We start from the raw sequence: 15262 nt of genomic DNA, 5'->3' as shown, positions 1-15262 counted from the left end.
GCGGTGCCCAGGGGCAGATGACACCTGGGCTCGCTCATGCTCGACCGCTGCCGGCGCGAGGTGGGGGCTCTCGCGGTCCCGCGCACGTCGGTCATGCGCTCATGCCGGCACTCTGCTGACGTCGCGACTGTGGGCAGGCGGTTGTCCACAGCGTCCCTCCTCGTCGTCGGACGGTGGCTCGTGGCGGGTCAGACTCCCGGCAAGGGAGGTGGTGCGGATGCGTGCCAAGGATCAACTGGGGCGGCTCGGAGAGAATCTCGCGACCGCGTACCTGGAGGAGCACGGCCACGACGTGGTGGAGCGGAACTGGCGCTGTCGGGAGGGCGAGATCGACATCGTGTCGCGGCAGGGCGGGTACATCGTCTTCACGGAGGTGAAGGCGAGGCGTTCGACCGCGGCGGGGCATCCGCTCGAGGCGATCACGCCCGTGAAGCTCGCGCGAATGCGGCGACTCGCGGGGCTCTGGATGCTCGCGCATCCCGAGGAGCGCGGCGCGATGCGCCTCGACGTGATCGCGGTGGTCGCACCGCGCGACCGAGCGCCCAACGTGGAGCACGTTGCTGGGGTCGGCGCGTGACGCAGGGCACGGTCGGCCACTCGGTGGCGATCGCGCTCGAGGGGCTCGGTGGCGAGCTTGTCGAGGTCGAGACGCAGATCAGCCCCGGCCTGCCGTTCTTCAAGCTCGTCGGGCTGCCCGACACCTCACTCGGGGAAGCGCGCGAGCGAGTCCGGGCCGCGTTGCAGAGCTCGGGATGCCCGTTGCCGGCCAGCCGAGTCATCACGAACATGTACCCGGCATCGCTTCGAAAGCACGGCGCCGGGTTCGACCTCGCGATCGCCGTCTCGTTCCTGGCCGCGGCGGGCATCATCTCGGCAGAATCGCCGACCAGGGCCGTGCACATCGGGGAACTCTCGTTGACGGGGCAGGTCAGGGCGGTCGTCGGCGTCCTGCCGGCCGTCGCCGCCGCCAGGGCCGCGGGGTTCGACACCGTGGTCGTGCCGGCAGACTCGAAAGCCGAGGCGGAGCTCGTCGAGGACATCCGCGTGGTCGCCGTCGCCTCGCTCCGGGCCGTAGCGCTGCACTACGGCGCGGACGCCGACGACCTCACGGAGGAGCTGGCGTATCCCTCCAGCCCCGCAGCCAGGTCCACCGCACGGGAAGAGCAGCCAGGTGACAGCGCCCGCCCGCACCAGCACCTGCAGCAGCACGAGCAGGACACGGCGCTCGACCTCTCCGACGTCGTCGGCAACGAAGCGGCCGTGCGCACCCTCGTCATCGCCGCAGCCGGCGGCCACCACCTGCTGATGCTCGGGCCACCAGGCGCAGGCAAGACCATGCTGGCGGAGCGACTGCCGGGCATCCTGCCGGATCTCGAACCTGAGGCGGCCGTCACGCTTGCCGCGGTTCGCTCGCTCCGCGGCATTCCGCTCTCTGCGCGCCTCGACCGCCGGCCGCCGTTCGAAGCACCGCACCACACGGCTTCGACGGTCGCGCTGCTCGGAGGCGGCAGCGGCATGATCCGCCCAGGCGCCATCTCCCTCGCGACGGGCGGAGTGCTCTTCCTCGACGAGGCGCCGGAGTTCTCGCGCCACACGCTCGATTCGATGCGGCAGCCACTCGAGAACGGCGTCATCGAGATCCATCGTGCGCAGGGGAGGGCCGCATACCCTGCCGAGATGCAGCTCGTGCTGGCCGCGAACCCCTGCCCCTGCGGCAACCACGGCGACCCAGACGCCGATTGCCGCTGCGACGCATCCGCACCTCGACGCTACCTCGCTCGCCTCTCCGGTCCGCTGCTCGACCGGATCGACCTCCAGCTGCGCGTCGAGCGGGTCTCCGCGGCCCGCGCCCGACTCGTCGACCACGAGGCGCAGCTCGAAGAACCCGGCAGCTCTGGCGCACGATCCACCACCAGCACCGCCGATGCGGGGGAGATGGTCCGCCTGGCCAGGGAGCGCGCACGCCAACGCCTGGCAGCCACGCCCTGGAGCCTCAACGCCCGAGTCATCTCACGATGGCTCCGAACTCCCGCCAACCGTCCCACGCGAGAGGCGTACGCGCCGCTCGCGGTTGCGCTCGAGCGCGGGCAGGTCACCATGCGCGGGCACGACCGTGTGCTCCGGGTCGCCTGGACGATCGCGGACCTCGCCGGGGTGCCTCGCCCCGAACTCCAGCACGTCCAGGAGGCACTCTCCTACCGAATCAGATTGGGGTAGCTCGCCGTGCACACACCGTTCGAACCAGGCACCCACCAGTCCTCCGCAGCTGCGGAAGCGACCCGTCACGGTCGGCCCGACGTCGACCAGATGCGCGCGGCGCTCTCGGGGGTGAGCAGGCCTGGCACCGACGCGACGGGGGACGACGAGGTGCGAGCCCGCATCGCGCAGCTCGCCTGGTCGTGCACCGTCGAACCAGGCGACGCCACTGCGGGGCTCCTCCTCGGAGCGCTCGGGCCAGTCGCGGCTCTCGACGCCGTCACCTCGGGTGCGCTGCTGCAGCGTGCCAGGGAGCGCGGATCCGGGGCGGGGATCCCACTCGCCGACCTCGCCTCCGCCCTCGAGCGATGGCGAGATCGCCTCGATATCCACCGGACCTTGGCCATCTTGCGAAACTCCGCGAAACTCGGGGTGCTGGCCGTGCTTCCGGGCGACCCGGAGTGGCCGACGCAGCTCGATGACCTCGGACCGCATGCCCCGTGCGCGCTCTGGGTGCGCGGCTCCGTCGACACCCTTCGAGAGCTCGCCCCCTCAGTGGCCCTCGTCGGAGCCCGAGCCTCGACCACGTACGGCGAAGAAGTCACCGTGCGGCTCGCGAGCGGGCTCGCGAACCGCGGCTACGCGCTCGTCTCCGGCGGGGCGTACGGCATCGACGCAGTCGCTCACCGCGTCGCGCTCGCGGAAGACGCCACGACGGTCGCGGTGCTGGCGGGCGGCCCGGATCGGCTCTACCCGCAGGGCAACCGTGCGCTGCTCGAGCGCATCATCGCGCAGGGTGCGCTGGTCTCGGAGCTGCCGGTCGGCCAGGCGCCCACCCGGTGGAGGTTCCTCCAACGCAACCGGATCATCAGCGCCCTCGCCTCCGGCACGGTCGTGGTCGAGGCGGGCCGTCGCTCTGGTGCCGCCAACACGGCCGCCCACACGCTCACACTCGGACGACCACTCGGTGCGGTGCCCGGCCCCGTCACGAGCGCGGCATCCGTGGGCTGCCATCGTCTGCTCCGAGAAACGGACGCGACGCTCATCACCTCCGTCGACGACATCGTCGAGATGCTCGGACAGAGCCAGACACCTGAGCTGGCGCTGCCGGACGGCGCTTCGTGGCCAGGGGAGCGCGGCTCAGTCGCGGACGTCAGCGAGCGACTCTCCTCCAACGCCGTTCGCGCGAAAGACGCACTGCGAGTCGCAAGACCGCAGCGCATCGACGCCGTCGGCTCTTCGGCCGGGCTCACCACAGCCGAGACCGCCGCGGGGCTCGCCGAGCTCGAGATGCATCAGCTCGCTCGCGAGACGCCCGCCGGATGGGTGAAAGCGCCGAACACGAGGTGATGACGGGGCGTCGGATGCCCCCGGCCCCCGGGCAGTCGTGGTCAGCGCGGCGGCTGCAGGTGCTCGCGGTAGCTCGACACGACGCCCTGCAGGTAGCGGACGATGACCTCGCGCTCGCCTTCATCGAACTCCTGGGCAACCGAGTCGATGTCCATGATCATCGGCGCGAGCAGGCCGCGAGCCTTCGCCGTCGACCCCTCGTCCGGCACGACGAGCACACCGCGACGGTCGCTCGGGTTCGGCTCCCGGCGCACATGCCCCGCCTTCACGAGCCGATCGACCACGACGGTCACCGCGGCAGTCGTGATGCCCAGCCTCCGAGCTATGTCGGACGGCGTGAGATGACCCGACGAGATGAGGTGCTGCATGGCGACCAGATCGGTGTGATTCACGTCGAGTTCCTTCGCGACGACCACCTCGTACTCGTCCGAGATCGTGAGGATCTCGCGCAGCAGCGCCGTCGACTCATGGACGCGCGGAAACACGCGACCCCGCTCATCCCCGGATTGCATGACATCCATCCTAGCGCTAAGTTAGCTAAGCAAATTGATTACTAGTGGATTTAGGCGGTTCGACCATGGGCGGGATCATCCGATTCATCACCGGCAAGGCGAGTGGTGCGATCGTCATCGTCGTCTTCGTCGCCCTCAGCGGCCTCGCGTTCTTCTGGGGCTCGGGCGAGAGCGGAGACGTGGCACCGGCGGGTGACCTGCCCGCATCCGCCGAGTCGGCGAAGGTGGAGGAGGCGCTCGCATCCTTCGAGACCGAGGACAGCTCGGCCGCGCTGTTCGTGTTCCATCGTGAGGGCGAAGCGCTCACGTCCGACGACCTCGCCGCCGTCGCCGCGGCCAGCCCCGGCATCGCCGAAGCGGCCGGAGTCGAGGCTCTGCCGCCCGCCTTCCCGGCCGAAGACGGCGAGGCCATGATCCTCACGGTGCCCCTGGACGCCACGAGCGACGTGGAAGCGCAGTCCGCGCGGGCCGAAGCGCTCCGCGCCGCAGCGGCAGACGGACTCCCAGATGGTCTGGTCCCGGTCATGACCGGGCCCGAGGGCTTCGCCGTCGACATCGCAGCCGTCTTCGAGGGCGCCAACTTCACGCTGCTCACCGTCACCGTGCTCGTCGTGGCCTTCCTCCTCATCGTCACCTACCGCAGCCCGGTGCTCTGGCTCATCCCGCTCTCCGTCGTCGGTCTCGCCGATGGCGTCGCGGGGATCGTCTCGACCCGCATCGTTGGCGCCTTCGATCTGACGATGGATGCATCGATCAAGGGCATCCTGTCGGTGCTCGTCTTCGGCGCTGGCACGAACTACGCCCTCCTTCTCATCGCCAGGTACCGCGACGAGCTCCGCGTCTCGGAAGACCGGCGCGAGGCCATGGCAACGGCGCTTCGCGGAGCCGGTCCCGCCATCATCGCCAGCGGTGGCACTGTCGCGCTGAGCCTGGCGACGCTGCTCTTCGCCTCGCTCGGCGGCAACGTCGTGCTCGGCCTGGCCTGCGCCATCGGAGTGGTCGTGGCGATGGCCTTCGCGCTCGCGCTCCTGCCAGCGACGCTCGTGCTGTTCCCCCGAGGGATCTTCTGGCCGGTGGTGCCTCGAGTCGGCGACGACCAGCACGGCAAGGGATTCTGGTTCAAGCTCGGCACGGGCGTCTCGAAGCGTCCGGCCATCGTGGCTGGAGCAGGAATCGTCGTGCTCATCGCGCTCGCGGCCATCGCGCCGAGCATCAAGGTCGGCCTCGCGCAGACGGAGCGCTTCACGTCGACACCGGAGGCGGTTGTCGGTCAGGAGCTGCTCAACGACCACTTCCCCGACCTGGCCGGCGCCCCCGCGATCGTCGTCTCGCAGGCTGACCAGGCGGAGGCGGTGGCTCAGCGAGCTTCGGAGATCGAGGGCGTCGCGTCGGCGGCGGTGGGCGATACCAATGGAACTCTGACGCGCATCGACGTCGGCCTCTCGTCTCCTGCGGAGACCGAGGAAGCGCTCGCCACGGTTGAACGGTTGCGCGCCGAGCTGTCACAGGTCGACGGGGCGGGGGCCATCGTGGGAGGGCTCGACGCGCAGGCGCTTGACGAGCAGGCCGCCCAGGACCGCGACCAGCTCCTGCTGTTCCCGTTGATCCTCGCCGTCGTCTTCGTCGTGCTCCTGCTGCTGCTGCGCTCTCTGGTGGCGCCGATTCTGCTCCTGCTGACCGTCGTCGGCTCGTTCTTCGCCTCAGTTGGGGCGAGCTGGCTCCTGTTCACCAACGTCTTCGGCTTCCCGGCCCTCGACACGTCCGTGCTGCTGTTCAGCTTCCTGTTCCTCGTCGCCCTCGGTGTCGACTACAACATCTTCCTCGTGACGAGGGCACGCGAGGAGGCCGCGAAGCACGGCACGAGGGATGGAATGATCCGCTCCCTGTCTGCGACGGGCGGGGTGATCACGAGCGCCGGGATCCTGCTGGCCGCGGTCTTCGCCGCGCTCGGTGTGCTGCCGCTCATCACGCTCACCCAGATCGGCATCATCGTCTGCGTCGGTGTCCTGCTGGACACCCTGCTGGTGCGCACGGTGATCGTGCCCGCGCTTGCGTTCCTGACGGGGGACCGCTTCTGGTGGCCGAGCAAGGGGGCCCTCGGCGGCAGGCACCCGGCTCACTCGAAACCGGCGCACGCCGCTTCGGCGCGGGATGCATCGGTGCATGAGGGATCCAGCCCGTCCGAACCGGCGCACGCCAAGCCGTAGGAGTTGTCCGGGTCGCCGCCAGCTCTCCGGGTGGCGACCTACGATGGTCGCCATGCAGGAGCTCTCGCATGCGGTCGACACGTACCTGCGTTCGCTGCGCGCCGAGCGCGGGTTGTCCCCTCGGACGGTCCAGGCGTATGCCAGCGATCTGAGTCTGCTGCTCGACTCGTGCGAGCACCAGCGTGTGGATGCCTTGGACGGCCTCACGTTGGAGGTCTTCCGCGACGTGTTGTGGCAGCAGACGCAGGCGGGCAAGGCTGCGTCGAGCCTTGCTCGGATGGCGGCCTCGTTCCGGGGGTTCACGTCGTGGCTCGAGGAGACGGGCCGCGGTGCGGACTCTGCTCGTCGCCTGAAGAGCCCGAAGGCTGGCTCGACTCTGCCTCGGGTGGTGTCGGCAGAGGGGATGCGGGGCATCCTCGATGCGCTCGCGGATCGCGCGTCGAGCGGTGACCCTGTTGAGGTGCGTGACCTCGCGATCATCGAGCTGCTCTACGCGTCCGGCATCCGCGTCTCGGAGTGCTGTTCGCTGGACGTCGGCGCCGTCGATCTCGGTCGGCGGGTCGTCAGGGTCGTCGGCAAGGGGGACAAGGAGCGTGTTGTCCCCTTCGGCGCTCACGCCGCGAAGGCGATCGATGGGTGGCTCTCGTCTGGTCGACCGTTGCTGGAGCAGCCTCAGTCTGGCGGGGCCCTGTTCTTGGGTGTGCGCGGTGGGCGAATGGATGCTCGCACGGTGTACGCCCTCTCCCGGGAGGTGCTCGGGGCCGCGCCCGGCGGGGGGCCGTCTGGCCCGCACACGTTCCGACACACGGCGGCGACACATCTGCTTGACGGGGGAGCCGACCTGCGGGCCGTGCAGGAGATCCTCGGTCACTCTGATCTCGGGACGACGCAGATCTACACGCACGTCTCGGCCGATCGGCTGAGGGCGTCGTACGTGCAGGCGCATCCACGAGCCTGAACGGCCGGACCGGTGCCGCGCGTGCTCAGACGATGATCGCGTTCGCGTTCGCGTCCGTGTCAGGGGCAGTCGTCTGGCGCCTTCGTCTGCGTTCGCATCCGTGTCCGCGTCTGCGTCTGCATCTGCGGCTGACGTTCGCGTCCGCAGGTTCTGGTGTTCGAGAGGGCGAGGGGGGCATGCGCGGAGCCGCGACGGCTGGGGTCGTCCGTCGCGGCGCGCATGCGCGGGTGTGTCTCTCATTCTGGGTGTGGCGCCTCCCTTCCCGGGCTGGGTCCGCGGTCTGCTCGCTTGGCTGGCGTGGGCTGGGGTCTTCGGGCGCGTCCGTTCGGCAGTGCTCGTGAGGGGTGTCAGGCCTGGCGTCGTCGGCTCAGGAATCCCCAGGCCAGGGCGAGCGCGCCGATGACAAGTGCACCACCGCCGAGGAGGAGCGGCCAGCTCACGGCCGTTGCCCCGGTCTGGGCGAGTGCCTCCGGCTGGGGGCTCGTCGGCGTTGTCGGTCCTGCAACCGCCGTGCCCGCTGTGCCGCCGGCGTGGACGTGGACGTGGAAGGGGTGTTCGGCGGTACTGCCGTCGATGTCGATGTCGATGTTGCACTCGCTGTCGGGCTCTGCGAAGTGCTTGGGCCAACGGTCGCCGCGACGGGTGTGCTCGGCGGTGTGTGCGCGTCTGTGGTGGTCTGAGGTGCGGGCGTCGTGCTGGGTGCTGGGGTCTGCGTGTCGGGTGCTGGCGGCTTCGCCGTCGCCGTCGCCGTCGGCGTTGTCGTCGACGGAGCGGACGAGGCGGGCGGTGGCGTCATGATCGGACTGCTGCTGGGCGTCGGTGTGATGCTCGGCGCAGCTGTTGGGATGGGGGTCGGCGTCGGCGTCGTGGTCGGTGCCTGCGTCGGAGCCTGCGTGGGTGGTGCCGTCACGGACGGCGTTGGGCTCGGGATGCGCGGGGGAGCGGCCGTGCGCGTCGGGGTCGGGGTCGGGGTCGGCGAGGCTGTCGCTGTCGCTGTCGCTGTCGCTGTCGGTGTCGGGGCAGGCGTCGGCACTCGGGGCACGCGGTCCTGGCCCACTACGGTGAACTCGCCGGGGACCGTGCCTCCGCTGCTCCCGAGCAGCTGCGCGCCCGGGGTGTGGAGCAGCAGGATCTTCGCGGCCCATGGTTCCGACGGCGCGGTGACCTTCGCCGTCGCGCTGACCGTGACGGGGCCCCGCTCGAAGCCGGCGGGCGCGACCACGATCGGTGATGCTTCCCCGACGGTGAGCGTCGCGGTGTCGGTTGCCGTGGACGCGAAGGTCGCGCCTGAGAGCACCACCGTGCCGGTGGCGCCCGAGAGGTCTGATGACAGCGTGACGGTGCCCTTCTTGGCATCGGCGGCGTCGGTGGTGAACTGCAGGCTCCCCGAGTGGTTCGCGAGTACTCGCGCTCCGACCTTCGTCGCCCCCTCACGGATGGTCGCGAGCGTGCTGCTGACCTCGCCCCTCCGGTCCGCGGGTACTCGTCCGAGGTAGTGCTCGTCTCCGCTCGTCCCGTGGCTGGCGTAGCTGTCCGGGGCGGCGAGCGACCAGACGAACATCGCGACGGCGCTCGTCACGACGGGGTCAGCGGATTGCCCGTGCGTGGAGATCGCCCAGTTCACCCGCGCGGTGCTGTCATCGTTCATCTGGAACTGCTGGCCGTCCACCACATCACCTTTCGTGGTCTCGTCAAGCGGGCGTGGGAGCCACGGCTGCAGGCAGTACACGTTGCGTCCCTCGAAGCTGTAGGCGCCGATCCGCCCCTGCCCGCCGTTCTGAGCGTCGTCGAAGCCCGGGCCGTAGCCCGCCGCGCTTGCGGACTGCGCCCCGGAGAAGAGGAGGAAGGTCGCGGCCATCGCGAGCATGGCGATTCCCGCTCCGGCTCGCGACAGGCGGGCCAGGAGGCCGCGCGCAGTTCGATGTCGGCCTGGGGAAGTGCCGTCCGCGGTTCGTGAGCGGCGTCGAGGAAGGAGAGACATGTGGTGCCTTTCTGGTGGAGATGGTGTGGTCACCGGCTGTTCACCGGTAGAGGGGGAGCAGGACTGCGGCCCTCGGACGGAGGGCGTCGAAGTACGGCGCGGGGTCGAGGTATGCGCCCTCCTGGCGCAGCCCCACGTGCAGTGCGCCCTCCGGCGTATGTCGGTGATCGGGACTGAGCGTGCCGATGCGCTGCCCGGCCAGGACCGGAGCCCCCGGGTGGAGGTCGGAGACGACCGGCTCGTAGCTCGTCAGCGCTCCATCGGCATGCTGGATCGAGAGCACCGGGCGGTCGACGACGAAGCCGCTGAACCTGACGACCCCTGCCGCCGGGGCGCCGACCTCGCTCCCGGGTTTGGCGGCGATGTCGATGCCGCGGTGACCGGGGCCATACGGGGTGTCGAGTGCAAACGGGCGCGTGACCTGGGGTGAGGCCTCGACGGGCCACAGCCACCCGCCCGGCTCGGCCGAGACGTGCGGTGCCGTCATCAGGTTCGTGCTGCCGATGAGCACCGTGATGAACAGCACTCGGAGGATCCGGGCCCTGCGGGTGGTGATCTGTCGGAGCGGCGATGGGCGGTGCATGCAGTCATCGTGCTTGCCCACGAAGCAGCTCGACGGGTGAGGTCAGCTGCCTGTGGACGACACCTGTCCCCAGGCGCGGGAACAACGGAGTCGAGCGTGCCCCGCTGTTCCGCGCGACACTCCGCGTGTGTAGACTGTGCCCAGCAGCCCGCCCAGCGGGCTGACTTCGCGTGCCCATCGAGGCGTGCATCCATCGGTCTCTCGCATTGCGGTGTGAGAGCGGATGCGCGTTGGGTACCAGGCTGTGCGGCCGCCGGTCGCAGAGAACAACCGCGCGCAGCAATGCGCATTCCACAAGGGAGAACGACCATGGCAGTCGTCACCATTCGCCAGCTGCTCGACAGCGGCGTCCACTTCGGGCACCAGACCCGTCGCTGGAACCCGAAGATGAAGCGCTTCATCTTCACCGAGCGCAGCGGCATCTACATCATCGACCTCCAGCAGTCGCTGGGCTACATCGATGCTGCATTCGACTTCGTCAAGGAGACGGTCGCCCACGGCGGCACCATCCTCTTCGTCGGCACGAAGAAGCAGGCACAGGAATCGATCTCCGAGCAGGCGACGCGCGTGGGCCAGCCCTACGTGAACCAGCGCTGGCTCGGTGGCCTCCTCACCAACTTCGGCACCGTCCAGAAGCGCCTCAACCGTCTCAAGGAGCTCGACCTCGTCGACTTCGACGACACGACCCGCGGCTTCACCAAGAAGGAACTCCTCATCCAGCGTCGCGAGCGTGACAAGCTCGAGAAGTCGCTCGGTGGTATCCGCAACCTCTCGAAGACGCCTTCGGCGCTCTGGGTTGTCGACACCAAGAAGGAGCACCTCGCGATCGACGAGGCCAAGAAGCTCGGCATCCCCGTCATCGCGATCCTCGACACGAACTGCGACCCGGACGACGTCAACTACCCGATCCCGGGCAACGACGACGCCATCCGCTCCGTTGCACTGCTCACGCGAATCATCGCTGACGCCGCAGCTGAGGGCCTGATCCAGCGCCACCAGAAGCCGACCGAGGGTCAGACTGAGGTCGAGCCGCTCGCCGAGTGGGAGAGCGACCTGCTCCAGGGCGACGCTCCTGCCGCTGAGGCCGCCGTCGAGGCACCTGCCGAAGCCGCTGAGGCCGAGGCAGCAGCTGAGCCCGCAGAGGCAACCGAGGCCGCTGAAGCGGTCGAGGCTGTCGAAGCCGTCGAAGAGTCCAAGTAACTTCAAGCACTAGGGAGAACCCCACACATGGCTAACTTCACCCTCGCTGATGTCAAGGAGCTGCGCGAGCAGCTCGGTACTGGCATGGTCGACACGAAGAAGGCGCTCGAAGAGGCCGACGGCGACAAGGAAAAGGCCGTCGAGATCCTCCGCCTCAAGGGTGCGAAGGGCAACGCGAAGCGCGCTGACCGCTCCACCAGTGAAGGCCTCGTCGCCGCGAAGGACAACGGAAACGGCACCGCGACGCTCATCGAGCTCGCAACCGAGACCGACTTCGTGGCGAAGGGCGACAAGTTCATCGCCCTCTCCGAGAAGGTGCTCGATGCTGTGGCCGCCGCTGGCGCGTCGACCCTCGAGGAGGCGCTCGCCGCCCCCGTCGACGGGACGACCGTCAAGGAGACCATCGACGGCGTCGCTGCGATCCTCGGCGAGAAGATGGAGCTCCGCAAGGTGGCTCTCCTCAAGGGAGCCAACTTCGAGATCTACCTGCACCGCACCTCGCAGGACCTGCCACCGCAGGTCGGCGTCGTCGTGGCGTACGAGGGCGACGACGCGGCTACGGCTCGCGGCATCGCTCAGCACATCGCGATGTTCGACCCGCAGTACCTCACTCGTGAGGACGTTCCTGCCGAGGCAATCGACAAGGAGCGGGTCATCGTCGAGGAGATCTCGCGGAGCGAGGGCAAGCCTGAGGCTGCTCTTCCGAAGATCATCGAAGGTCGCCTGACCGGTTTCTTCAAGCAGATCGTGCTCCTCGAGCAGGACTACGCTCGCGACAACAAGCAGACCGTGAAGAAGATCGCTGACGCCGCAAACGTCAACGTCCTCGACTTCGGTCGCATTCGCGTCGGCGCGTAACGCCAGACGTTCCCGAATTCGGGGCCGGATGCAGCAGCATCCGGCCCCGTTTCGCGTCTCCGGCCACCGGCGGAGGCGCCCGCCTGAGACGTGCGCCCGCTCGGCACAAGGTAGGCTCGTGGACGATCAGCGACCCCCACAAGGAGCACACATGTCACCACAGGCCCCGCGCAGACGCGTTCTCCTCAAGCTCTCTGGCGAAGCGTTCGGTGCAGGCAAGATGGGTGTTGATCCCGAGGTGCTCACGAGCATCTCCAAGGAGATCGCCGCTGCCGCACGCGACGTGGAAGTCGCCATCGTCGTCGGCGGCGGGAACTTCTTCCGCGGAGCTCAGCTCGCCAACGCCGGCATGGACCGCGCACGAGCTGACTACATGGGCATGCTCGGCACCGTCATGAACGCCCTCGCGCTGCAGGACTTCATCGAGCAGGCAGGAACCCCGGCCCGCGTCCAGTCGGCGATCGAGATGCGCCAGGTCGCAGAACCGTACATCCCGCTGCGCTCGAAGCGCCACATGGAGAAGGGCCGCGTCGTCATCTTCGGTGCGGGTGCGGGCCTTCCGTACTTCTCCACCGACACGGTTGCCGCTCAGCGCGCCCTGGAGGTCGGCGCAGACGTGGTGCTGGTTGCGAAGAACGGCGTCGACGGCGTCTACACCGCCGACCCGCGACGCGACGAGACCGCGGAGCTCCTCCACTCGGTCACCTACCAGGATGCGCTCCAGCGCGGCCTCAAGGTCGTCGACTCCACGGCCTTCAGCCTCTGCATGGACAACGGCATGGACATGCGAGTGTTCGGCATGAGCCCCGAGGGCAACATCGCCCGCGCGATCCTGGGCGAGGACATCGGAACGCTCGTCACGTCGAGCCTCGACTAGTCGCCGCCCGCCAGACACCGTCACCCCGCGACAATTTCGTCAGCGCGCCGCGCCCTCGCGCGTAGCGTGCGCATCCCGCCACCTCGGTAGGATGATGCAGAACGCCCTGGAAAGGACACCCCGTGATCAACGACGTGCTCACCGAGACCAAAGACAAGATGGCGAAGGCTGTCGACCACGCGAAGGAAGACTTCTCCACGGTGCGGACGGGGCGTGCGAACCCGCAGCTCTTCACGAAGATCCCCGTCGACTACTACGGAACGGCCACGCCGCTCGAGCAGCTCGCGTCCATCGCGGTGCCCGAGGCCCGTGTGCTGGTCATCACGCCCTACGACAAGTCGGCGCTGAAGGAGATCGAGAAGGCGATCGTCTCCCGCCCGAACCTCGGCGTGACGCCGAGCAACGACGGCAACCTCATCCGCGTCGTCATGCCGGAGCTCACGGCGGACCGTCGCAAGGAGTACGTGAAGCTGGTGCAGACGAAGGCGGAGGAAGCTCGCGTCGCTGTCCGCAACATCCGTCGCAAGGCGAAGACCGACCTCGAAGCTCTCAAGGATGAGGTCGGCGAAGACGACATCACTCGCGGCGAGAAGGAACTCGAGACGTTCACGAAGGCGCACATCGACCGCATCGACGAGGCTTCCAAGCACAAGGAAGCCGAGCTCCTCGAGGTCTAATCACTCGTGTCGACGACTGGGAGTGACGGGGTGGACCCCGGCGAACGTCCGGACCCGGAGGTCCGGGACTCGGCGACGGAGCCCGAAGCGCATGACACGTCAAGCGCCTTCGGTCCGGCGGCCGGTGAGGGTAATGCGGAGCCCGTCGTCGGGGACCCGATGGCATCTCGTGAGCTCCCCACCCTCTCTGACGGCGAGCTGGCCCCGCCGCTTGCGCCGCTCCGCTCCCAGTCCCGGCTCGGTGACACCGGCGCGAACATCCTCCACGACCTGGAGTCGAGGGCCCAGAACGCGCGCACGCAGGTGCGAGAGCAACGCGACAAGCTGCGCGCGCGCAATGACGCGATCAACGCCCGCAGCGGGCGCAACCTGGCCTTCGCCGTGCTGTTCGGGGTGGTGCTCGGCGCGCTGCTGCTGTCGAGCCTGATCTTCGTCAAAGAGCTCTTCATCCCGTTCGCGATCGCCATGGTCGTTTTCGCGACGATCGAGCTGGCGAGCGCGATGCGCGGAGCAGGACGTGACGTGCCGCGCATCCCGCTCGTGGCCGCGGCGGTCGCCATCATCCCCGCCGCCTACTTCCTCGAGGTCGTCGGGCAATGGATCGCGCTGCTGGTCGGCGTGTTCGTCGTCACCGTGTGGCGGCTCGTCGAAGCCTCCGTCTCCAAGGACCGCCCGCCCCGGAAAGCGGTCTGGGGTGATTTCCTCGCCGCGGCGCTGATCCTCATCTACGTCTCGTACCTGGGCTCGTTCACGGTGCTCCTGACAGCTCAGGAAGACGGCCAATGGTGGGTGCTCGGCTTCCTCATCATCGTCGTGGCGGTCGACGTCGGCGCGTACGTCTTCGGGCTCAACTTCGGCAAGCACAAGCTCGCGCCGAAGATCAGCCCCGGGAAGACCTGGGAGGGGTTCGCGGGTGCGGCGCTGACGTCCGTGGTCGTCGGCATCCTCGTGAGCCTGTTCCTGCTCGACCAGCAATGGTGGTTCGGCCTCATCATGGGCCCGCTGCTGCTGATCACCGCGACAGCCGGAGATCTCACGGAGTCGATGATCAAGCGCGACCTGAAGATCAAGGACATGAGCTCCTGGCTGCCGGGTCACGGTGGGTTCTTCGACCGCATCGACTCGATCCTGCCCTCGGGTGCCATGGCGTTCGCCCTCTATTTCTGGAGCGCCGACTCGACGCTCTGGTAGTGCCTCGCCGGGGAGCCTGCGCCATGTTCGCTCACGATGCGGCAGAATGGTCGGCGTGAGCAGCACTTCATTCCCTCTGGCACCTCGTGGCACCCTCGGCTACGACGCCGAAGAGGTCGACCGTGCATTCCGCGTCGCTCGGCAGCGCTACGACAACTTCGACAACGGCACGCAGGGCAAGCGCCTGTCCACGAGCAGCATCCGCCACACGGCGTTCACGATGCGCAAGGGCGGGTATTCCGCTCCGCACGTGGATGCGGCGCTCGAGCGCCTCGAAGACGCGGTCGCCATTCGCGAGCGTGATGAGCACATTGAGCGTGTTGGCCGCGAGGTCTTCCTCCGCGAGACCAAGACGACGGCCCGCGCGGTGCTGGCGCGACTCCGCCGTGAGGATGGTGAGCGCTTCGACCGCGTCTCCGTTCTGCAGCGTGGGTACGACGTCAAGGAGGTCGACGAGTTCTCTGGTCGGCTCGCCGACTTCCTGCGTGGTGGCACGGCGATGTCGTTGCGCGAGGTCAGGGGAGTGGCATTCACTCCGAAGCGCCACGGCTACAAGGAGACGCAGGTCGACCTCCTCATCGATGCCGTCATCGACGTCATGCTGGCGATTCGTTAGGACCCCCTCGCACCTTCAGTTGGCCTGAGCGTTGTCAAATCGTGACCTTCCCGTAA

Annotated in this window: 14 protein-coding genes; 11 read left to right on the top strand and 3 right to left on the bottom strand. The window is 68.6% G+C overall.

Annotated features, from left to right (window positions below; all coding sequences use genetic code 11):
- Nucleotides 1-217: 217 nt before the first annotated feature.
- The 3 genes from ABVF28_RS02750 to dprA are packed head-to-tail and all read left to right on the top strand — an operon-like array spanning nucleotide 218 to nucleotide 3546.
- Nucleotides 218-577, top strand: coding sequence for a YraN family protein (locus ABVF28_RS02750; RefSeq protein WP_371029398.1), 360 nt, complete (start codon nucleotides 218-220; stop codon nucleotides 575-577).
- Nucleotides 574-2217, top strand: coding sequence for a YifB family Mg chelatase-like AAA ATPase (locus tag ABVF28_RS02745; protein ID WP_371029397.1), 1644 nt, complete (start codon nucleotides 574-576; stop codon nucleotides 2215-2217). Before ABVF28_RS02750 ends, ABVF28_RS02745 begins: the two co-directional genes overlap by 4 nt.
- A gap of 6 nt (nucleotides 2218-2223) precedes the next feature.
- Nucleotides 2224-3546: a DNA-processing protein DprA gene (gene dprA, locus ABVF28_RS02740; RefSeq protein WP_371029396.1), complete on the top strand. Its 1323-nt coding sequence runs from the start codon at nucleotides 2224-2226 to the stop codon at nucleotides 3544-3546.
- 41 nt (nucleotides 3547-3587) lie between these two features.
- Here dprA and ABVF28_RS02735 read toward each other — a convergent pair whose 3' ends face one another.
- The gene (locus ABVF28_RS02735) at nucleotides 3588-4058 is read right to left on the bottom strand and encodes a MarR family winged helix-turn-helix transcriptional regulator (protein WP_179557426.1); all 471 of its coding nucleotides are present in this window, start codon (nucleotides 4056-4058) and stop codon (nucleotides 3588-3590) included.
- 65 nt (nucleotides 4059-4123) lie between these two features.
- Here ABVF28_RS02735 and ABVF28_RS02730 point away from each other — a divergent pair, with 65 nt between their 5' ends.
- The gene (locus ABVF28_RS02730; protein ID WP_371029395.1) at nucleotides 4124-6265 is read left to right on the top strand and encodes an MMPL family transporter; all 2142 of its coding nucleotides are present in this window, start codon (nucleotides 4124-4126) and stop codon (nucleotides 6263-6265) included.
- Between the two features lie 52 nt (nucleotides 6266-6317).
- A complete protein-coding gene (locus ABVF28_RS02725; protein WP_371029394.1) occupies nucleotides 6318-7223 on the top strand; it encodes a tyrosine recombinase XerC in 906 nt (301 codons plus the stop codon).
- 436 nt (nucleotides 7224-7659) lie between these two features.
- Here the strand turns inward: ABVF28_RS02725 and ABVF28_RS02720 are convergent, their stop codons facing one another.
- Entirely contained in the window at nucleotides 7660-9090 is a 1431-nt protein-coding gene (locus tag ABVF28_RS02720) for a hypothetical protein (protein WP_371029393.1), read from the bottom strand.
- A gap of 154 nt (nucleotides 9091-9244) precedes the next feature.
- Nucleotides 9245-9787, bottom strand: a complete 543-nt coding sequence (locus tag ABVF28_RS02715; protein WP_371029392.1) for a murein hydrolase activator EnvC — start codon at nucleotides 9785-9787, stop codon at nucleotides 9245-9247.
- 309 nt (nucleotides 9788-10096) lie between these two features.
- Here ABVF28_RS02715 and rpsB point away from each other — a divergent pair, with 309 nt between their 5' ends.
- From rpsB to ABVF28_RS02685, 6 genes are all read left to right on the top strand, one after another.
- A complete protein-coding gene (gene rpsB / locus ABVF28_RS02710; protein WP_371029391.1) occupies nucleotides 10097-10987 on the top strand; it encodes a 30S ribosomal protein S2 in 891 nt (296 codons plus the stop codon).
- A gap of 27 nt (nucleotides 10988-11014) precedes the next feature.
- Entirely contained in the window at nucleotides 11015-11845 is an 831-nt protein-coding gene (tsf, locus tag ABVF28_RS02705) for a translation elongation factor Ts (protein ID WP_371029390.1), read from the top strand.
- A 151-nt stretch (nucleotides 11846-11996) separates the two neighbouring features.
- Entirely contained in the window at nucleotides 11997-12722 is a 726-nt protein-coding gene (gene pyrH / locus ABVF28_RS02700) for a UMP kinase (RefSeq protein WP_104253188.1), read from the top strand.
- A 122-nt stretch (nucleotides 12723-12844) separates the two neighbouring features.
- On the top strand, nucleotides 12845-13399 hold the full coding sequence (gene frr / locus ABVF28_RS02695; RefSeq protein WP_104253187.1) for a ribosome recycling factor: 555 nt from the start codon (nucleotides 12845-12847) through the stop codon (nucleotides 13397-13399).
- A 159-nt stretch (nucleotides 13400-13558) separates the two neighbouring features.
- On the top strand, nucleotides 13559-14590 hold the full coding sequence (locus ABVF28_RS02690) for a phosphatidate cytidylyltransferase (RefSeq protein WP_371029389.1): 1032 nt from the start codon (nucleotides 13559-13561) through the stop codon (nucleotides 14588-14590).
- Nucleotides 14591-14645: 55 nt separating this feature from the next.
- Nucleotides 14646-15206, top strand: a complete 561-nt coding sequence (locus tag ABVF28_RS02685; protein WP_244296327.1) for a DivIVA domain-containing protein — start codon at nucleotides 14646-14648, stop codon at nucleotides 15204-15206.
- Nucleotides 15207-15262: the final 56 nt, after the last annotated feature.

Origin of the sequence: Pseudoclavibacter sp. JSM 162008, assembly GCF_041366455.1 — a bacterium.
Classification (GTDB): domain Bacteria; phylum Actinomycetota; class Actinomycetes; order Actinomycetales; family Microbacteriaceae; genus Pseudoclavibacter.
The sequence above is the reverse complement of the archived record's forward strand: the minus strand, read 5'-3'. Positions and strand labels throughout refer to the sequence as shown.